The organism is Blautia sp. TM10-2 (assembly GCF_003480845.1).
GTDB classification, from domain to species: Bacteria; Bacillota; Clostridia; order Lachnospirales; family Lachnospiraceae; genus Fusicatenibacter; species Fusicatenibacter saccharivorans.
Map to the genome: position 1 here is coordinate 1 of NZ_QUJZ01000019.1, position 19,768 is coordinate 19,768.

The 19,768-nt window shown below is 38.1% G+C and carries 21 protein-coding genes; all 21 read right to left on the reverse strand.

Features of this window, described 5'->3' with window-relative positions; all coding sequences use genetic code 11:
• Positions 1–164: 164 nt before the first annotated feature.
• The 21 genes from DXD92_RS16640 to rfbD all read right to left on the reverse strand — a co-directional run bounded on the left by DXD92_RS16640 (position 165) and on the right by rfbD (position 19,762).
• Entirely contained in the window at positions 165–1,562 is a 1,398-nt protein-coding gene (locus DXD92_RS16640; RefSeq protein WP_118641044.1) for an ATP-binding protein, read from the reverse strand.
• Between the two features lie 360 nt (positions 1,563–1,922).
• A complete protein-coding gene (locus DXD92_RS18620) occupies positions 1,923–2,081 on the reverse strand; it encodes a hypothetical protein (RefSeq protein WP_158581799.1) in 159 nt (52 codons plus the stop codon).
• Between the two features lie 24 nt (positions 2,082–2,105).
• The gene (locus tag DXD92_RS18625) at positions 2,106–2,246 is read right to left on the reverse strand and encodes a hypothetical protein (protein WP_158581800.1); all 141 of its coding nucleotides are present in this window, start codon (positions 2,244–2,246) and stop codon (positions 2,106–2,108) included.
• Between the two features lie 111 nt (positions 2,247–2,357).
• Positions 2,358–3,131, reverse strand: a complete 774-nt coding sequence (locus tag DXD92_RS19115) for a hypothetical protein (protein WP_243104938.1) — start codon at positions 3,129–3,131, stop codon at positions 2,358–2,360.
• A gap of 1 nt (position 3,132) precedes the next feature.
• On the reverse strand, positions 3,133–3,516 hold the full coding sequence (gloA2, locus tag DXD92_RS16650) for an SMU1112c/YaeR family gloxylase I-like metalloprotein (protein ID WP_118641046.1): 384 nt from the start codon (positions 3,514–3,516) through the stop codon (positions 3,133–3,135).
• 139 nt (positions 3,517–3,655) lie between these two features.
• A complete protein-coding gene (locus DXD92_RS16655; protein WP_118641125.1) occupies positions 3,656–3,988 on the reverse strand; it encodes a hypothetical protein in 333 nt (110 codons plus the stop codon).
• Positions 3,989–4,033: 45 nt separating this feature from the next.
• Complete coding sequence (locus DXD92_RS16660; RefSeq protein ID WP_147399082.1) at positions 4,034–4,339, reverse strand: hypothetical protein; 306 nt, start codon at positions 4,337–4,339, stop codon at positions 4,034–4,036.
• Between the two features lie 191 nt (positions 4,340–4,530).
• Positions 4,531–5,469: an acyltransferase family protein gene (locus DXD92_RS16665; protein ID WP_158580172.1), complete on the reverse strand. Its 939-nt coding sequence runs from the start codon at positions 5,467–5,469 to the stop codon at positions 4,531–4,533.
• A 133-nt stretch (positions 5,470–5,602) separates the two neighbouring features.
• Positions 5,603–6,439, reverse strand: coding sequence for an SDR family NAD(P)-dependent oxidoreductase (locus DXD92_RS16670; protein WP_118641052.1), 837 nt, complete (start codon positions 6,437–6,439; stop codon positions 5,603–5,605).
• Positions 6,440–6,448: 9 nt separating this feature from the next.
• The gene (locus DXD92_RS16675; protein WP_118641054.1) at positions 6,449–8,206 is read right to left on the reverse strand and encodes a thiamine pyrophosphate-binding protein; all 1,758 of its coding nucleotides are present in this window, start codon (positions 8,204–8,206) and stop codon (positions 6,449–6,451) included.
• A gap of 47 nt (positions 8,207–8,253) precedes the next feature.
• Entirely contained in the window at positions 8,254–9,804 is a 1,551-nt protein-coding gene (locus DXD92_RS16680) for a lipopolysaccharide biosynthesis protein (RefSeq protein WP_118641056.1), read from the reverse strand.
• Position 9,805: 1 nt separating this feature from the next.
• The gene (locus DXD92_RS16685; protein WP_118641057.1) at positions 9,806–11,038 is read right to left on the reverse strand and encodes a polysaccharide pyruvyl transferase family protein; all 1,233 of its coding nucleotides are present in this window, start codon (positions 11,036–11,038) and stop codon (positions 9,806–9,808) included.
• A 12-nt stretch (positions 11,039–11,050) separates the two neighbouring features.
• A complete protein-coding gene (locus tag DXD92_RS16690; protein ID WP_147399057.1) occupies positions 11,051–12,001 on the reverse strand; it encodes a hypothetical protein in 951 nt (316 codons plus the stop codon).
• A 17-nt stretch (positions 12,002–12,018) separates the two neighbouring features.
• Positions 12,019–12,933 (reverse strand): glycosyltransferase, encoded by a 915-nt coding sequence (locus DXD92_RS16695; protein ID WP_118641061.1) that lies wholly within the window; start codon positions 12,931–12,933, stop codon positions 12,019–12,021.
• Positions 12,934–12,957: 24 nt separating this feature from the next.
• Positions 12,958–13,986, reverse strand: a complete 1,029-nt coding sequence (locus DXD92_RS16700) for a glycosyltransferase family 2 protein (RefSeq protein WP_118641063.1) — start codon at positions 13,984–13,986, stop codon at positions 12,958–12,960.
• 19 nt (positions 13,987–14,005) lie between these two features.
• Positions 14,006–14,914, reverse strand: a complete 909-nt coding sequence (locus DXD92_RS16705; RefSeq protein ID WP_118641065.1) for a glycosyltransferase — start codon at positions 14,912–14,914, stop codon at positions 14,006–14,008.
• Complete coding sequence (locus DXD92_RS16710) at positions 14,911–16,101, reverse strand: hypothetical protein (protein WP_118641067.1); 1,191 nt, start codon at positions 16,099–16,101, stop codon at positions 14,911–14,913. The genes DXD92_RS16705 and DXD92_RS16710 overlap by 4 nt, the downstream gene beginning before the upstream one ends.
• Positions 16,098–16,946: a glycosyltransferase gene (locus DXD92_RS16715; RefSeq protein ID WP_118641069.1), complete on the reverse strand. Its 849-nt coding sequence runs from the start codon at positions 16,944–16,946 to the stop codon at positions 16,098–16,100. Before DXD92_RS16715 ends, DXD92_RS16710 begins: the two co-directional genes overlap by 4 nt.
• Positions 16,947–16,957: 11 nt before the next feature.
• Entirely contained in the window at positions 16,958–18,202 is a 1,245-nt protein-coding gene (gene cps2T, locus DXD92_RS16720; protein ID WP_118641071.1) for a beta 1-4 rhamnosyltransferase Cps2T, read from the reverse strand.
• Between the two features lie 19 nt (positions 18,203–18,221).
• A complete protein-coding gene (gene rfbC, locus DXD92_RS16725) occupies positions 18,222–18,830 on the reverse strand; it encodes a dTDP-4-dehydrorhamnose 3,5-epimerase (RefSeq protein ID WP_118641073.1) in 609 nt (202 codons plus the stop codon).
• Positions 18,831–18,847: 17 nt separating this feature from the next.
• A complete protein-coding gene (gene rfbD, locus DXD92_RS16730; RefSeq protein WP_118641075.1) occupies positions 18,848–19,762 on the reverse strand; it encodes a dTDP-4-dehydrorhamnose reductase in 915 nt (304 codons plus the stop codon).
• Positions 19,763–19,768: the final 6 nt, after the last annotated feature.

Below are 19,768 nucleotides of genomic sequence, written 5' to 3' on the forward strand. Positions count from 1 at the left end.
CATTTTGGTGCAAGCGTAATTCATGAGTAATGTAGCAATATTTTGCGCTTACGAATAAAAAACAAAAAAACAGATACGGATGATTACCTACTTACGAGCAGACAGGCTAAAAATGGGTATAAAAATACCCTGCCAGCTTTCACCAGCAGGGTTGATTAGAATTTTTACTTGTAAAGGTCTTCCAGCGTTATCAGCCGAACTTCACCTCGCTCTTGTGCCTGAAGAAGTCCATCTGTGAATCCGCCTTTCGAGAAGATATAGTAGTGATAGTTGTTGCCCTTTCCAAAAACTGAGGCATAATTCCGAATCAAATCGAGTTCATCCACACCGATTTTCTCATTACGGTATTTGCATGAACCGATGATATAGTCTTTGCCCTCAACAGGAGTTCCGACGATATCAATCTGTATCTGCTTTTTCTTCTTCGGGTCTGTCCCCCACCAATGGCCGATTTCACTCAGCTCAATAGGAAGGCTATCCGAATAATAGAGCAGATAATCCTGACACATCTTCTCATAAATTAGACCCATGTAATCAGGAAGATACTGCTTTACAGCGTGTGGATAGGTCTTTGCAATTCTGCCAGAGTCAATGGCACTCATATTGATTGGCACAAACCGATACCAGAAACGGAAGAAGTTATCAGCCAGCAGATAGATGGTTTTCTTACCCGGTTCTTCTGTAATCGGTGTTTCTTTCTTCGCAATGCCAAGGTCGATCAGCGTTTTCAGGTACTTCGATACGACCGAGTTTTCCTCGCCGACCTTCATCTTGATATCGTTCATTCGGGAAGCGCCTTCTGCAATCGCTTTAATGATTGCATTATAAATGGCCGGCTCCCGGAGTTCCTGCTTCAGTAAGTTCCCCGGTTCCTCATACAGATAGCTGGAGCGGTCAAAGAAATTATCCAACAGAGCTTCATCCACACTATCTCGCACATCCAACTTATTGATATAGTGGGGAACTCCTCCCGTGATCCCATAAATCAGGGAATTGTCTTCTGCAGACAGATTTGGGTGGAACCCAGCGGTTTCTTTATAGTCTAGCGGCTCAATCTTAAACTGGCCAGTACGTCTGCCATACAACGGACTTTCCTTTCCAAGCACCTGACTCTCCATGAAGCTCATAGAGGAGCCGCAAAGAATCAGGTACATCTTGGACTCTGTCCATTTGTGGTCGATGATGTGCTGCAGCATCGCTGAAATAGCTGGTTTTGCTTTTGCAAGATAAGGATACTCATCAATGACAAAGACAATCCTCTTTTCCTTTGAAAGTGCTGTCAGCTCATCCAAAGCTGCATCATAGGACCTGAACTCCGGTGCAGACTCCATATCCGGCCGCTCAAAACTCATAATCGACTTTGAGAGAGCTTCCAGATTTTCCTTTCCTGTCGTGTTCAATGCAGAAAAGAAAATGGTAGGCTTATCTTTGCAGAACTCGTTGATCAGTGCCGTTTTACCAACACGCCGTCTGCCGTAGATGACAATGCACTCAAACTTATCACCTGCATACCGTTTATTCAGTTTCCGCAGCTCATCCTCACGGCAATAGAATTGACTCATCTGCTCACCTCCAATAATTATACTCGTGAGTTAGTAACTCGTAAGTTACTTCTTTACGAGTATAATAAATCAGATAGTCTGCAAAGTCAAGTAAAATAAGTCGAACCTTTAAAATCGATCGAAGTCCGACTGACTTGCCAGCTCTTTGTACGAATGTAAGCGCCAAATAATAATGCGGTTAGATACAAGATTACTCCAGCCCTTTGCGAGTTGGAGCAATTCACTATAATTCACATGCGATTTTTGATAGATTGGAGTTTTTCACTCCAAGGTGCCAGTTCCGCCAGCTGTTCATCGGTCATATTTTTACTCGGTCGGTTCTCCAGCAGAAATTTAAGATAGGAGTTCATTTTATTTCCATTACAAACTATACGCTTCCACCATAAGCCGTATCCCGACTTTCAGACCTTCCTCAAAAGCAGTCTTCTCCCATGCACAACACACCGTCCCCTGCCGGTCCATGATCTTTTCCCAGAGCGGAATCTTATCTCCGACATAGTCATCTACCAGCCTATCCACACCATCTAGCCCACGCAGCCACTCTTACAGTTCCTTTTCCTTGGCCTTCGCTGCCCTCCCAGCAACTGTGTTTTTCTCTACTGGGTTTTTCTCTGTATAATGCTCGTAGATCAGATCCAGCAGATTCTCCACTGGCGGGTAATACTCCGGCTCTGTTTTCTTCAAATACTCCTCCAGCATTTCCTTCAATTTTTCTATAATGCTACCGTCCTTCCCAACTGAGATTCACCTCCTCAGTTACGGCACATATTACCGTAGACTTTTGCACATAGCAACCTATTTTTTGTGGTCTTTTGGATGCCCTATCTTCTCCTTCACTTCATCCGGCACATCGATCAATCCGAACCGATAGAACATTCCGTAGATGTAAGTCACTCCCCGGATATCGCCCAGAGCCTTTGGCCTCTCTACTACTTTCCCTTTAATATTTCCCAGTGCCAGTAGCACAGAACTCCACGCCAGGCTTTTACTCTTCTCCCGTCTGTCGATCCACAGTTCTTTCGTGTACTCGCCATTCCTGCCTTTTTTTATTTCGTAAGAGAATGGCAACCCAGAGTAGGTTTTGAATTTCACACCGGCATAGACCAGAACCACACCCCAGAAGTTTTCTTCTGTCGGATCAGCCCTCCATCGCTTCATTGCCCTGTATCTCTGCTGCCGCTCTGCTCCGACACTGATCTTCTCTTTTTCTGCTGTACTTGGGAAGTACACACCTTTCTGATATGGCAGGTACGAGGTGATGGAGGCTTTGGAGAGTTGAAGAGTAGAGGATGTTGAAAGTATGGAGGTTTTGTAGTCCTGTGTTTCTCGGTATTCTTCAAAAGTGTTTTTTACTTTTTCCGCCACTTCAGATTCATACACACCAGCCGTGATAAGGAGCTTCCTTACTTTGATAGGGTTTAGGTTCAGAGCATTGCCGATGGCCTGCAAGGACATCTCAGAATCATAAAGCGTCACAGCAGCATTCATCTGCTCTTTCAGATTTTTCTCGGCATCGTACTCCGGCTTCAGCTTCTTCCGGCCGCCACCGGGTTTTCTTGTTTTCTTCATTTTATTCGTGCAGTTCCAGCGGCAGTCCATCCGGGTCGTGGAAGAAAGTCATCTTCTTGCCGGTATAATCATCTACACGAACCGACTCACATTCAATTCCTACCTCCGCCAGCTCGTTCACCGTCTGCTCCACGCTATCAACGCAGAACGCAAGGTGACGCAAACCACATGCCTCCGGGCGGTTCACACGCTTCGGCGGGTTTTCCTCAGCGAAAATCTCCAGCTCTGTGTATTCATTGACACGCAGATCCAGTTTCCAGTCCTTACGCTCCGGGCGATAGTTTTCTCTGATAACAGAGAAGCCCAGCTTGTTCACATAAAAATCCTTTGCGGCTTCGTAGTCAGATACGATGATTGCAATATGATGTATTTTTGATAAGTTCATTATTCTCACACTCCATTTCTTTTAATTATGTTTTTCTTTTATTTCCGTTATAAACTATATAGCAACCTTCAAAAATTACCGTGTGAACTCCTGGAGTTCAGTTTGTTCACACGGATTTTATTTTTTCTTGGGCTCTTGTTTATTTCAGTTTTTCAAGGATCTCATCCGCGCTCATCCCGCTTGCCAGTAGCTTCTTCAACACAGCCTCCGCTTCTGCTTTCTTTGCTTCTTCTGCAGCCTTAGCATCTGCCTTTGCCTTCTTTGCTTCCAGGAATGCCACTTCTTTTTCGGCCTTCTTCAGAGCAGTCTTCTTCTCTTTCAGGTCAGCCTTCAAAGTGTCAATGTTGGCGGTGATGGATGCGATCTCAGTATTCAGAGATGCAATAGTTTCCTGCTTCTCCGCAATCTGAGTTGCGTAGTCTTTGGTGACATTGGTTTTGGGACGGTTTTTGCTGCCTTTTGTTCTGGGCATATTCATTCAGCCTTTCTTTTACACGCACTCATTTTCCATTGAGTATTAAATGTACTGCTCGACAATTGAGCTGAGCTCATCAATATAATTTCTTACCTCATCGGCTGCATTATTCTCGTCCGGATATTCAAAAATAGTCTCATATTTATTGAGGAACTCATCAAACTGGTACGGACCACTCTCACGATGATTAGCATGAATATAAGAAACAACCAAAACTGCTGCCTGAATTGGATGACCTTCAAAATAATCTGCTTCAGCCATACCAGAAACACCGCCTCGATCACAGCCATAAAGTCTTCTAACCTGATGTTCCAACTCAATCGCATCATTGTGATTAATTCTAAACATATTATTGTCCCCCAATCTAATTTTCTTTTCTCACATCTTCGCCGATCGTAAGACCGTTGCCTGCTGCTCACCACGAAGAGGTGTGTGAAATTTCGAGCAGCGTAGGGAGCATCCGCTCCCAGTATATCACAAGTCTGCAAATAAATCAGCCTTGTACACGCCTTTTTCTAACATCTTCTTGAAGCTGTCTTTCACTGCTGCGACATCTTCTGACGATAAGAATCCAATCGATAAATTGTAGCACCAAAAAGCCATTCTCTTATGCAATCAATCAAAGTACAGCTTATAAAAATCATTGTTCCTATTCCTATTGCAATAATCGGGAATAAAGGAGATTGAAACTTAGTAGAAATTTTTAACAAATCATTCCAAATGAAATCTCTATACATATTGTCGTGCAATAAATATATTCCAAATGTAGATTTAGCAATTATATTAATCGTCTTGTTACTATAAGGATTTGCCGAGACGAATATCAAAAAAAGTGATACAGCACAACTGACAATAATTAAGCCATTAAAAATTATACTATCACCAATTGCACTAAACAGTCTGCTGTTATTCCCTCCAGAATAGTACACATATCCAATAGGAACATATATAATCCATATCAGAGTAAATGCCATCATTAACTGCTGCTTAAATGTTCGTATTTTATCAATATCTATTTCCGTCCTAATATAAGCACCCAGCAAATAAAAAAGGACACCTCTTTCCAAGCCATAATACTGCACAGAAAAAAGATACGGCAACGTGTAAAGAAATGCCCACGCAAATGCAATCATGATTTTTTTCTGTTTTTTATTCAACTTCAAGAAATATTCATTTATTGCCGGCGAACAGAGCATCAATAAAATATAACTAGATACATACCACCAGTTACCTGAAGCAATTGGTAAAAAACTTCTTATCAGGCTTCCTAATGACCCTATTTTTAAAATTAAAGCAATTACTTGTAGAAATATGGAATAAAAAATTGTTTCCCCTACAACTTTCTTCACCGAAACAGTTGATTTGCATATTTGAAAATATCCCGATATTAAAAAAAACAAAGCAACTCCAACCCTACCGCCTGGAATTAAAAGGATGGCAAATAATTTATTGAGCGTTGCCCCCCAGCCACATTTCAAAAGAATCTGTCGTTGTAACTTTTAATATTCCATGTCCCGCCAAATGTCCCACAACAATAAACATCATTGCTATAATGCGAACCATTTCAATTGAAGAATTCCTTTTCACATTTTCCCCTTCTATTTCACATTATCAATATTGGATAGTTCCAGATCCCCCACTAATATAAAATGTATCTCCTATTACCAAATCACACATATCACTAACCATTATCACTGCCAGTTGTCCAATCTCTGAAGGTGTTGCAAAACGCTTTGCCGGAATACAATCTGTATACAAAGTATCTCCCTCCTTGCGCCCAAGCATTGCCGTTGCAACTGGTCCTGGAGCAATTGCATTTACAACAATTCCATATGGGATCAATTCAGCTGCTGCTCCCAATGTAAACGAGCGAACGCCACTTTTTGATATTTCATAAGGAGTATAACCAGGTTTTAAGGCAGCGGCCGAACTAACATTAAGAATATGTCCTTTTATTTTTTTCTCTTTCATATAGTTACTCACTATCTGCGTCATAAAAAATAATCCTTTAAGATTCGTATTCATAACTGCATCATATGTTGCTTCTGAAACAATTCCAAATTTTTGATCGCCATGTACTCCTGCGCAATTCACAAGAATATCAATCCTATTTTCAGGAAACAAACTAATAGACTGTGAGACTTTATTATCAAATTCTGTCACATTGTTTAAATCTATCTGTATACCTCTTGCAGCATTTCCAAGTTTTTCAACAGTCTTTGTTACTTTTTCTTCGCTTGTTCCTGAAATAATAACTTTTGCACCAGCTTCCAAAAATGACTCTGCGATTGCTACTCCAATACCACCAGTTCCGCCAACTATCAATGCAACTTTATTTTCCAGTAAATTACTCTTGTTTTTCGGAATATTGATTGGAACTACATTCTTTTCATTCTTTTTTGAGTAATAATAATCTATCAACTCTCGGATTTTTGAACCCACTCCCATTTTTACACCTCAGTCATTTTTGTGCATAACTTTTTGAATCATTTTTACTCCATTTCGGCCAAGAATATTTTTAGCTAGTTTTTTTGTTTTAGCCATAACATTTTGGTCATTTTCTGAAAAATCTCTTAGACTCTGAATCAAATCAAGAGCACTTACATCCTCATGTTCATCCATAAACACTTCAAAAAGTATCGGCTTTTCCTTATGTTCCGTAGCGGTAAACTCTTTCATTGCCGCAAGAAAGCTTGTTTTATCATTTGCCGACAAATACTGAAATCCCAAATCTTGTGCATAATGCTTTAAAAGTTCCTGTGATTTCTCGCCATAATGCCCATAAGCAGAAATATACGCATCTGCCGAGTCACCAAGGCCTGCTTTCTGAACGTTTCCCAACGAATTTTTAAATTCTCCTCCCAATCCATTATTGGCAACAAGAATACGTACATTCGATGAAATATGTCGGTTTCCCAAGCTATTCATATCGTAAAAAAATGCTAAATCTCCAAAAATACCATAGTATATGGTATCAGAGTTCACAAGGGATGCGCCTATTAAACTTGATACACCTCCATCAATTCCAAAACCGCCTGTATTCGAATAACCGCGAATGCTACGATCAATTTCAAAACAATTCCAACAACGGAGAGAATTCAAAATTCCAAAATGAATAATGGAATTCTTTGGCATTTCTTTATACATGTTCTGTGCAATCCACAAAGAAGAAAATGCCATATCATTATTACTGTTCTGCATCGCCTCTATTTGTGAACGATATACAGCATGCCACTTTTCATATTGTGTAATCCGACTTTTTGGATTGTTTCCGCAATATGCCTTAAAGAAATCTTCTTCTTGCATTTCAAATACTTTTGTAAGATGTTGATATGTATCACGAATCTCGCCATCAGGATTCACTCTCCAGATTTCTTCGGCAGATGCTGGCCATGATGCTGAAATATTCCCCAAATGAATCAAAAGATTTATCTTTAAATTAGGAAACCCTACAATATCGAATACGCCACAAGGAATACCATACTTTCCGGTATAATTGCTTGTTTGATCATAAAAAACAAACGCATTATATTCTTCACAGAATGATTCAACCGAGGCTTTTAGTTTCTCATTCCATACCGAATGCGCTCCTACAAATATTGCAATATTTCCCTTAGATAATTCAGGTAATTTACTTTCTAAATCAACTCTTTGAATTACACGTTCTTCTGGAAGTTTGCTTACAGAAAAATCAAGGCTGTAGGATGTAGTCAAATTTATATGTACGGGTCCGCCTCCATTTCTTCGAAGTTCCAATAAAGCATCATTAATTTTTAAATTACATTCCCATTCATCTTGCTCATTCTCTATTACTGGAAGATGTACACTTTTTACTGCAATATCCTTTGGTATAACAGTTCTATCAATTAGCTGATCACGATTTTGCCCCAGCCATGCAATTGGTCGCGTTGCCGTTACCGCAATAACAGGCAATTTTCTATAGTATGCTTCTGTCAATCCGGGCATATAATTTCTTGATGCTGTAGCTCCAGTGCAACAAATCACAACAGGCTCTTGAGATTCTTCTGCTAGCCCACAGGCAATATATGCTGCGGATCGCTCATCAACAGAAGAATACAATTCAAAATCTCCATCATATTGTGCACTTGCTACAAAAGACGCGTTTGCACTTCCTGGGCTTAATACCATTTTTTTTATTTTATGCGCTTTTAATAGCGATAATAGCATTTGCACATTTCTTTCACTTGAATACATAATTTATTTTCCCCTTTACTATATGCTTTTGCAGAAAGGTTTCCTTGCTATTTTTTTATTATTTTCAATACTCGTGTAAATTTAAACTTGGTTATCCTATCAACCAGTTCAACCATCTGATTATAATAGCTATTTTTTCTATATATAACAAACATTGCTATATTTGACAAAACAACTGAAAAAATCAAATTTATTATAACCTGTCCTAACAAGGAAAGCTCTCTTGTTATTCTACATAAAATACAGCATAAAAATGTAATAATGCATGCGGCAATGAAATATGTCACAAACTCTTTCATGAATTGCTTCAAGCTTCTATGAAATACATACCTAAAAACATTACTAATCATCCATGGCATTGATATAAAAACATAACTAATGATGGTTGAAAGTAATATTGCGTAAATACCCCAAAATTGAACTAATACAATGTTAAGAAACAAATTGACCATTGCCGCAATAAGCGGACGAAATCTATCCTGATGCCATACGCCCGCAGCATCCTTATACATTCCATTTACCTGCTGCATCGTTACAAGATAAAAATAAACGCAAAAAAGTGCAACAACTATTTCATCAAAAATATAATCTTTTCCTACCCAAAGTTCTATAAATGGTTGGTATACTGTTGCAAAGCAACACATACAGACAGTAACGATCCAATTTATTAAAAATGTAAGAACTCTAAAATCATTATAATTTTTTTCTGCACTCTCCGTCACCATGCTATTACCGACTCCAGCTAAACAGGAGCTAAAAACTACTGTCAATATACCCATAACAGAGGACATAATAAAATAATAGTTTTGATACATGGCAAGAATTGTCAAACCTAAAAACGCTGATATAACAATTGTGTCTGCCGAATTAACAATCGTTGCACCAAGTTTTGCGGTAAACAAGTCTTTAATTCTTTGATTAATTGTTTTGACCGTTCTATCAGGCAAGTCTCCTTTTGGTTCCATGTCTGGATACAGATGCGATGCTGCCATCGCAGTAATAACATTCGCCATTGCCTGTGTAAAAAGCATAACGATAATGTAAAGATAATAGTTATGAAACAACCATAGGACAATTAATTGTGTCGCATATTGGAGCGATGTTGTTACAATCGTTATCTTGCTCGCTATATCGCTTCGTTGATAAGCTTGAAGTAAAGAATTTTTATAGGCAAACAGCCAATATGTCATTACTGTAGCTGCTAAGTTTAGCAGATATAAAATATAAACATTTAATTGTCCAGGAATATCTCCACTAATTAGTTTTGGAATCAAAGGGGTCAGCAAAACACCTACACAAGCGATTATTAGTCCAATAAAAAAATAGTATTTTTTATATAACTTTAACAATGCGCAAATAGTTGATTTGTCATTCTCAGCAATTGGCTTATACATACTATAAACCATCGCCGAACCCACTCCCAGTTCTGCAAGATTCAAAACTTGCAAAATGGATGTAAACAAACTATTTAATCCCAGATATTCTACACCCATCAGATAAATCATTGCCGTTCGCATTATAAACGGCAATAAAATCTGGTAAATCTTTAAAATGACTCCAAACACTATATTTCTTGTTGCGTTTTGAGTTCTGTTCATATCACTGTGCCTTCTCTTTTCTTTCCAATACCGTTGCTAAAATATCTGTTGTTTTATGAGCTTCAGACTTCATAAAGGTATGTTTATTACAGAGATACTTCTTGTATTCATCATAATGATTTACAAGCTGCTCAAAACGATTTTCAATAGTATCTTTTGATAAGTTTTTAAGGTCAATGCAATATTCTGCCAAATTCATTTTTTCCATAAAGCCTTTCATCTTTTGCTCATATGATATCGAAATGAAAGGTGTTCCCATCTTTGCAGAAAAAATATTACTATGGTATCGCATACCAATAACTGCGTATAATTGACCTATCAAATACTGCTGAAAGTAAGTATCATATCGCTCATCACTTGCTGTTACTACAAAATAATCATTTGTATCACAACAGAATGTACGCATCAAATCATAATCGTTTCCGTTTCCATATAATTGCGGAATAAACACCACGCCATAACCAGCCTTTGTAAGACTTGAAAGAAATTCGTGGAATACATCATGAATATTTTTTGAAATTGCAGGATTTTTAGAATACACCGGATGCCACAGTAAATCAGTAATTGTCACACCTACACATTTTTCATGTTTTTCTAAAAATCTCTTTAATTCCATATATTGATTCAGCTTTTCTTTGTTCTGCTCAATATTCACATCGTGTTGAAAAGCTGAGTCTAAGGTCAAAGAAATTGTTTTATCCGGAACAAAATCTCGTACATATTTCTCTGAAATAGGATCTCTTAACACAATAGCCTCTGAATGTTCCAGTACTTTTTTGCGCCATGAATTACGTTCTTCTCTCTGAAACGGTCCCATAGACGGAGCATAAAACATATATGGTTTATGCATTGCAATCAGCAAATCATAAATTGCAAGATAAGTTGGCTCATCACTATAATATGTATCTCCAATGCTTGGACCACCCGGTGCATGTAAAACAATATCAGCTTTAGAAATCTCCGAAATCAAAGTTTTTTCATTTGAAGAAATTGATACCCTTCCATCTGTCAGCACAGCGATTCTATGTGCAACCTTAGCTTTAGAAGAAATTGGCATAAACTGATGTATCATTTTTACATTTGATGGCATATTAGGGTACTTTGTACCCGCACCACGGATAGCTAATGTAATTTCAACTCCTGGATATGCAGCACTTATTTCATCTACCATCGCATGAACAGCCGCTTCATCGCCACGGTTGTCTGGATGACAATTAATAACTAGAATTTTCATTTTTCTTTATCCTTATAAATCAAATTTTTTTAACCATTCTGGAATAGCCAATGCTTGATACCCCGTTTCAATATATGGCTTATTTATAAACGCATCATCTATGACTATGTTGTTCCTGTCTACAATCAAGATGTTATCAGAATAAATTGGATATTCTTTTATGAACGGATTTACTGTGACCACTTTCGTTTTTGTTAACAATGCATCAAATGAACGTGTAGTAGGGCCTTCTTGTGTAGATTGCGGTACGTCTATAAGAACTTTTGACTTTCGCATATATTCGATATATTTTTCATATGTCAATGGCTGGTCATGGCAAAACTGTCCATTTGTATGTGTAGGATCATACAAATAAATGAATAGCCTGTACTCTTTTCCGTATTTTGAATACAATTCATCCGCAATTTTCTGTCGATCCGAGTGCGCTGATCCGATAAAAAGAATGTCATATAAATCTTTGGAATCATGCCCTACTATTTCATTTTGGACAAACATCGGGCAATACGAAAAATTGTACTTTTTACATTCAGAAATATTATATGCAAACTTCTCATTAAAGAACTTGATATGTGATTGTTTTATCAAATTTTTCACATCATCCCACGCATAGTAAATAAACCGCGCTTGCGGATTTCTTTCCTTTACTACTTGATAGAATTTATCAGACAAAAAAGATCCATTGATGCAAAAAACCACTGAATAGTAATTCTTCGCTGAATTTATCTTTTTAAGCGTTTGCATCAAATACTTAGCTTCAGCTCTTTCTTGATCATGTTCCTTAATTACGGAAAAAAGATTTCGCACCATCCACCGAAGTTTACTGCATTTTTTATATTCTTCGAGAATCGCTTTATCATATTGGTCGCAATTAAGCAATGTTACTTCATATTTTTTCCCCAACTGATTTTGCAAGCTTTTCTCATATCCCATAAATGAGGGCATTAAAAGTAAAAGCTTCTCCACCTAAACCATCCTTTCAGTTATATATGCTCTCTTAGCAACAGTGTTGTTTTTTCAACGATATCTCTCCAGAAAAATCGATTTATCGGAATTTGCACAGTGCTTTTTAGTTTTTCAATCCCGGATCCATTTTTTAACAGTTGCTTTGCGTTTTTATAGTGCGAAAGTTGTTCAAGCTGCCAATTGAACTTTTCGGAATTGAGAAATTTTGTAATGGCATCTTCCGTAAGCGAATCAATTTGTTTCATATTTTTGGCAAGATAATCTCTGAGCAGGAACTGCTCTGCCTCATGTGATTTCGATACGCCACTTTGACGTATTCTATAACTCAGTTCAACTTTAGGGATATTTCCAACTTTATATCCATGTGCTATTGCCCGAAGAATAAAATCATAATCTTCACAATGTGGTGTTTTGCGGTATCCTTGTAATTCAAAACAAACTTCTCGTTTTAGAAGCCACGTAGGATGACAAATACAGCTTCCCCATCGCATAAATTTTACAATTTGATTATGATTTATTGGAAACCTCATCAAAGATTTTATCGTTTTTCCATTTTCATCAATCGTTTCAATATAGCTACCAACCATATCCAAATGATTGTTTTGCAAATACAGTAACTCATCCTGTATTCTGGATGGACAACTTATATCATCAGCGTCCATTCTTGCCACATATTGACCGTTACAACATTTTAATCCGCTGTTTAAGCTTTTTACAAGTCCTAAATTTTTTTCATTATGTATAATTTTAATTCGACTGTCCTTATATGATTTCAATGTTTTTTCCAGTGCGTAATTATTGGGATTATCATTGATAATCAAAAATTCAAAATTGGAATATGTCTGGTGTAAAATGGAATTTATACTCTCATCCAATTCTTTTGTTGTTTCATTGTAGGTACTCATAAGGATAGAAATTAAAGGAGTATCCATACCACATCCTCCATTTTCAAAGGTTTACTCGATTCTCTTTTTTTTATTCTGAAGCCATGTCAGAAAATAAATAGCATAAATCCACCTATGCTCCATTGTAAAATTGTATATATACTGCGACTTATTAAAAGAGGCTTTAGGATAATTTTCTATTAATATTTGGACATCTTTTCTGGAACATATTTTCCTGATATTTTGAATTGCCGTTCCAAAACCATTTTTATCAGCATAAAATACTTCAAGTTTAATGCAGGTGCGAATATGCCCAATAAAATTCGTATTCAAACGATATTGTGCCTCTTTCGGCAATCCTAATTCCTGTATTTTTGTGCCCATATAATGATACAATTCCATAACAAGTTCTAACTTATTCGGCTTGTACGTATGTGTCAAAGACCCCTCATTAAAGCAATAATAATAAACAGGTTTATGGAGAACGTATACTTTTTCGCACAGAGGATATGCCTCTACACTAAACGCCAAGTCTTCCCAGATAAGTTTTCGTTCAGATGGAAAGACAAGATTGTTTTTAGTGAACAGTTCTTTTTTATACAATTTCCCCCATGCCGTATAAGATAGGGCATCAAGTTTGTTTCCGTTGTTGCCCATCATATGAACCATAAGTGCTTTCTTAATTTCATTTCCGCTATATAAACGCTCTGGTATTGCAACTCCTTGTACTTCATTTTTATAATAGTGAGTCGCAATTACCACATCTGCGTTTGTCGCAATAGCTCGATCCAGCATGGCTGTAATCGCATCCGAAGTTAAATAATCATCCGAATCAACAAATGTAATATACTCACCAGTAGCTCTTTCAATACCATAATTTCGTGTCAAGCCAAGACCTTCATTTTCTTTATGAAATACTCGAATCCGAGAATCTTTCAGCTCATATTCCTTACAGATTGAAAGTGAACTATCTTTTGATCCATCATCTACCAAGAGGATTTCAAGATTAGAATAGCTTTGTCCAATAAGCGAGTTCACGCATCTCTTCAGATACTTTTCTACATTATACACGGGAACAACAATTGATACTTTCTGCTCCATCCTTTCTTCCTCCTTTCCCTCAATACCAATTTAATAAAATCCCCAATTTTAGAGCAAGTGTTCCGCTGAATGTCAGCCTTTTGAAAGTTGGATCAAATAAAAGTGATATTTTGTCTTTGAACACTTTTTTGTAATCGCTTGCCTTTTTCAGAAAAGCGCGATCCTCTGACTGCAGAAGGTCACTATAAGCCTCTAACATAGCTGTACTGATATTAGGATACGATTTCTTTTGTAGCGTCTTTTTCAGTCTATATTGAATTGCAGTTCCTTTTGTTCCTTCTCCCGTAACACTGGTATCATACCGAATCCAATAATAAAGTTCTTCATCCACAAAGTATACCTTACCAAACCAGTGGCATAATGTTCCAACCCACATATCATGAGGCAAATCGTCCACTTCAGGCCACACTCGACAAACCAGCTCTTTTGCACTTTTATTGATAACCGTCGCTGCACCATAATTATATGTTTTGATCAGCGTAAGTTTTTTTGTCAGCTGTTCAGGCTTCAAAACTTCAACCTGTTCATCCAAGCGATTCAGCTGAACGTCACTCCGTTGCATTTTGCAATATGCCAGCTGTGGAACTTTATCTACCTCCTGCATCACATTAATACACCGAATCAATTTATTCGGTTTCCAGACATCATCCTGATCTGCAAATGCATAATAGTCTGCATCCCTGCACATCGAAAGACCAAGCCAAAAGCTTTTTGCAAATCCAACATTTTCTCCCTTAATAATTTCAATTTTGTTTTGTGGATGATTTTGTGCATATTTTTGTACAACTTCTACCGTATTATCTTTACTGCAATCATCTCGCACTAAGACTTGAACATCTACACCAACCTGTTCAAAAATTGAATCCAATTGTCGTTCAATATGTTTTGCGCCATTATATGCAGAAATTACAACTATTACTGTTTTCATATTTTTTCTATATTTCCTTTATATATTTCGTCGACTTTCTTTTCCACGTTTTTAATGATACTATCAACTCTAACATCATTAAAAGCCCAAAGAATAAACGGAAGAAACGAGTAATCCACCAAGTCATTATCAACAAAATTTGCTATAAAGACTGCGATTAATGCTCCTAATACACATGCGTTTTCCTTATTCTTTTTCGCCAAACAATAGGCAATCAAAAAGTAAACAAGTATAATTAAGATTCCATATCTCAATATTACATACAGATATCCATTATCCAAAACAATCGAACTTATATCTTTTCCATCAACATAAGTAGTGTTGTCTTTCACGAACGATTCATTACTCATAATATTTATAAGGTGAAGACCAATTCTTCTCATTTTAAATATCGCCAGTCTAAATCTACCTGAAAAGAAAGTGTCAATTGTGTTCCAAATTCCGCCTTTTAGTAGTAAAAACATCATTGAAAATGAAAAGATTGACATACAAGGTATACTTAAAACCGTAGTTCGATACAATATTTTATGCTCATCTTTCTTCATTTGCTTTGCAAAAACAACAAATAATGATAAAGCTAATGACAGAATTAATGCATTTCTCGAATGACAGAAAGTATTTGTGGCTCCTGCAAGTAACACAAAAAGAACTATTACGTTATCTCGTATTTTTTCTTTTACAATACAGATATAATACACTTCTAAATAAAAAATCAACAATGGCAAAACATTGCTATGGTAGAATCCAAATGAATGTCTGTTATAGTTAATTTGCTCTACTGTATTACGAGACGTTAAAATATCTGGCAACACTCCAAACATACAAAGAACCAAAACACTGATTATGCCGATTGCAATTATTCTTGAACTTGTTTTATAAACCCTTTCTATATCAACCTTTTTTGAATTATAAATAAGTAAGATTAAAACACTCCAATATAAATCTCCGGTTTTCACTCCATACAGCAATGTCACCATTAAAATAGCAACCATCCGGAAAAAATCTTTCTTCCTCAATCTCATATTAATGCAAGAAATAAAAATCAATATATATGATCCTATACGCAAATATCTCGCCAATATATCCATGCTACCGATATTATAGACATCGCCAATAAACAATGATATATACTGTATAATGTAGGACAAATAAAATAAAATTTCATCCTTTTTAAATTTTGTTATCACTTTTCTCCCCCATGATTCAACATCTGCGCAATACAAAGTAAACTAAATTTAATCGATCTAAGTTTTATGCCATAAACCAAGCTCCAACCCAAAATACGAATATATCCACAAAGCTTACTGCTAAAACCATTAAGGCTAGAATAATATAACGTATCATTTATTCTGATGCGGAACCGATTCCAGTATTTTTGAACATTCCTGCTGTCACTACGCTGAAAAAAATTTTGATATATTTTTACCGGAAGCGTGCAGAATTTCAACTCTTTTTTCCGAAAATCATCAAACAATTTTGTGTCAACGCAATCCATAAACAACCCTTCGTCATAGGTATACCCTTTGTATGCTTTTAATCTTACAGCAAGACAACTGTTGATCGCATTGAATTTATTCTGTGGAATTTGTTGTTCTGGGGATTTAATATACTTTCCTTTCAGCCAACCTGACTCATTTGGCGAATAAATCACGCCATTTTGCCCATATATCACCGGCACAAATACATCAAACGTTTTATCCACCACTTTATTTTTCAAGCAATCAAAGTATTCCTGTTTTACAGGTGTATCATCGTCAAACCAGATTACAATATCATCCTCAGACTTATCTTTTAGGATAGAAAGTGCATAATTGTATGCTTTTGATAATCCAACGTTTCCTCCCATACTATGATAGGTCAGCAAATCAATTGGGAAATATTCCTTGTTTTCTACCACATAGTCATCTGTGCTATTATCTAATACAATAATATGAAGTTGCTCTTCCTTGAGCTGCATTAAATGCGAAACCGTAATCGATTCCTGTATTTTTTTGTTGTATAAAACAACAACTGCATAATATTCGATCATCATTCCCGCCTTGCTTAGTTTTTTTTGTATTTGAGAAATACATCTTCATACTGTCCGCAGATCTTATTCCACGTGTACTCTTCTGCCACTCGTTTTTTTGCCCTCTGTCCCATCTCTGTAATTTCATCTGCACTCATTTGATCTGCTTTATCTATCAGCTTTGCAAGGCTCCCCGGCTTACGGCTCCAATAAAGAGCACAATCCTCTGCGACTTCTTTATTAAAGCCAACATCAACCAGCAGATTCAGATCCGTGCTGCCAAGAGCCTCAATCAACGACGGGTTTGTACCACCAACCGTATGGCCATGGAAATAGGCATAGGCGTTCTCTCGAATTTTCTTCAGCAATTCCTGATCATAAACAGTGCCAACGAACTTAATTCTCTTATCGCTCTTGAAATGAAGTTTTTCCTCAAGCTCATTCAGGAATTTGTCATTTACATTTGTGATAATGGCAAAGTCTTTTTTGCTCTTGCTCTTCATGAACTCTCGGATCATAACTTCAAAAGAGTTCTCCGGTACAAAGCGACCGACGACAAGGTAATATTCCTTCTTCGTCAGTCCTTTTTCTTTATACCAGTTCACTAGCTTTTCATCATCATCGGACAGCTTGCTAAGGGTCAACTCTGCACCATACGCAATAAACGTAGTCTTCGGATTTCGACCCTTAATGCCCTTTCCGTCATAGCACTCGTGGATATACTTCTCGATGTTCACTGAGTCACAGATAGCAAGGTCGCAGTATTTAACCATCATCTGCTCAGAAATCTTCCAGTATTTCCGAATCGGTGCAGACCACTTCGCTCTCATCCACTCGTGTCCGTCCGGATTCAGGTACACAGTGCCGCCCAGCTTATGAATTTCTTTGTAGAAATGAGCCGCAAAAGGTCCAATGCGGCAAGCCATAATGTAAACAATCGGATTTTTGATCTTATGTTCTTTTATGTATTTGCAGCAAGCATTCAATGCTGCAACATCATAATAAATGGCCTGCGCCGCACCAATTTGAGGGATATCAATTTTGAAACAATGTGCATTGTGGAACTCGAACTCGTGATCATTAATTCTGGTCACACCTTCCACTTTTGTTTCATCCATGCAGCCGTCACCGTTAGCCTTACACGCCACATGATATTTAATATTTTTCTTATTCTGATGGTACTCCGTGAGCTTGTAAACAAAGGTTTCATATCCACCGTATGCGCCTAAGCTCTTGGCTCCTACCAGAAATACGTGCTGTACTTCGTTTTCCCGCTGCATTCTTCCTACCCCTGTGTTCTTAAAATTTAAAAGTATCCTTCAGACCAAGCCACTTCTGGTCCTTATCACTCAAGTTCAGTACAGTACCATCTTCCAGCGTGTAGCCTTCTGCGCTGGCACTACCCTTGTACTCGCCCTTCAACTCCGGCCATTCAATGCCAATCTCCGGGTCATTCCAAGCCATGCCACCTTCATCATTCGGATGCCAGAAGTCATTGACCTTGTAGCAGAACTCTGCTTCATCACTCAGAACCAGGAAGCCATGTGCAAAGCCTTCCGGAATGAGGAACTGTTTCTTATTCTCCGCGGACAGTGTAACGCCATACCACTTGCCATAGGTTTCAGAGTTGCTTCTAAGATCAACCGCAACATCAAACACAGTGCCACGCACGGCACGTACCAGCTTGCACTGCGGATACTGCTTCTGGAAATGCAGGCCACGCAGCACGCCCTTTGTGGACATAGACTGGTTATCCTGTACAAAATGAATGTCGATGCCAGCTTCCTTCATATCTTTTTCGTTGTAGGTTTCCATAAAATAGCCACGGGCATCACCGTGAACAGCAGGCTCAATAACACAAAGTCCTTCAATGCCGCCTACATTTTTCTCAACTTTAATCTGTCCCATTTCTTCTATCTCCTCTATTACTGCTCGATCTCTTTCAGGTAACGGCTCAGTGCATCTTGCCAAGTCGGAAGCGGAGTAAAGCCAGCTTCCACCAGCTTGCTCTTATCTAAACGACTGTTGAACGGACGAGCTGCCTTGCTCAGACCATACTCTGCCGTGGTCACCGGCAGGACTTCCGTCTTATATCCAGCCTGACGATAAATTTCCTTTGTGAAATCATACCAACTGATATAGCCACCCTCATTAGTTGCATGGTAATAGCCGTACTTCTCAGTCTCATTCATATCGACGAGCAGTCGAGCTAAATCATATGTATAGGTCGGTGTGCCAATCTGGTCATTAACCACACGAACAATATCGTGGGTCTTGCCGACATTCAGCATGGTCTTGATAAAGTTCTTACCATTCAAGCCAAACACCCATGCAATGCGGACAATGAAATACTTGTCCAGCGTCTGGCTGACTGCCAGTTCACCTTCCAACTTCGTCTGGCCATACACATTCAGTGGCTTGTAATCCTTGCAGTCCGGCTGCCAGGGCTCAGTGCCCTGACCGTCAAACACATAATCCGTGCTGATATAGGTCATCTTGCAGTCCAATTTCTTGCAGATATTTGCAATGTTCTGAGTGCCACCTGCATTGATAGCACGGACTTTCGCCACTTTATCGTCGTCCTCTGCCATATCCACAGCAGTCCATGCTGCACAATGGATCACGGCATCCGGATTTACTTCTGTAATAACTTTTTCAACGGCATCTTTATCAGTAATGTCCAGTGCTACATACGGTGCTTTTGTTACCGCAGAACCGTCTGACACGCCGCTGTAGTTTTCCTGAATATCAGAACCCACACCTTCGTGACCGCGCTTTAGCAGCTCATTCATCACATCATGTCCCAGCTGACCGCCAACGCCTGTTACAAAAAACTTCATGTTCTT

Bases quoted from the DNA above. Each gene is read 5' to 3' on its own strand.
- DXD92_RS16640 (WP_118641044.1), bottom strand. From the start codon at position 1,562: ATGAGTCAATTCTATTGCCGTGAGGATGAGCTGCGGAAACTGAATAAA.
- DXD92_RS19115 (WP_243104938.1), bottom strand. From the start codon at position 3,131: ATGAAGAAAACAAGAAAACCCGGTGGCGGCCGGAAGAAGCTGAAGCCG.
- gloA2 (WP_118641046.1), bottom strand. From the start codon at position 3,516: ATGAACTTATCAAAAATACATCATATTGCAATCATCGTATCTGACTAC.
- DXD92_RS16655 (WP_118641125.1), bottom strand. From the start codon at position 3,988: ATGCCCAGAACAAAAGGCAGCAAAAACCGTCCCAAAACCAATGTCACC.
- DXD92_RS16660 (WP_147399082.1), bottom strand. From the start codon at position 4,339: ATGTTTAGAATTAATCACAATGATGCGATTGAGTTGGAACATCAGGTT.
- DXD92_RS16670 (WP_118641052.1), bottom strand. From the start codon at position 6,439: ATGGGAGTGGGTTCAAAAATCCGAGAGTTGATAGATTATTATTACTCA.
- DXD92_RS16675 (WP_118641054.1), bottom strand. From the start codon at position 8,206: ATGTATTCAAGTGAAAGAAATGTGCAAATGCTATTATCGCTATTAAAA.
- DXD92_RS16680 (WP_118641056.1), bottom strand. From the start codon at position 9,804: ATGAACAGAACTCAAAACGCAACAAGAAATATAGTGTTTGGAGTCATT.
- DXD92_RS16685 (WP_118641057.1), bottom strand. From the start codon at position 11,038: ATGAAAATTCTAGTTATTAATTGTCATCCAGACAACCGTGGCGATGAA.
- DXD92_RS16695 (WP_118641061.1), bottom strand. From the start codon at position 12,933: ATGGATACTCCTTTAATTTCTATCCTTATGAGTACCTACAATGAAACA.
- DXD92_RS16700 (WP_118641063.1), bottom strand. From the start codon at position 13,986: ATGGAGCAGAAAGTATCAATTGTTGTTCCCGTGTATAATGTAGAAAAG.
- DXD92_RS16705 (WP_118641065.1), bottom strand. From the start codon at position 14,914: ATGAAAACAGTAATAGTTGTAATTTCTGCATATAATGGCGCAAAACAT.
- DXD92_RS16715 (WP_118641069.1), bottom strand. From the start codon at position 16,946: ATGATGATCGAATATTATGCAGTTGTTGTTTTATACAACAAAAAAATA.
- cps2T (WP_118641071.1), bottom strand. From the start codon at position 18,202: ATGCAGCGGGAAAACGAAGTACAGCACGTATTTCTGGTAGGAGCCAAG.
- rfbC (WP_118641073.1), bottom strand. From the start codon at position 18,830: ATGGGACAGATTAAAGTTGAGAAAAATGTAGGCGGCATTGAAGGACTT.
- rfbD (WP_118641075.1), bottom strand. From the start codon at position 19,762: ATGAAGTTTTTTGTAACAGGCGTTGGCGGTCAGCTGGGACATGATGTG.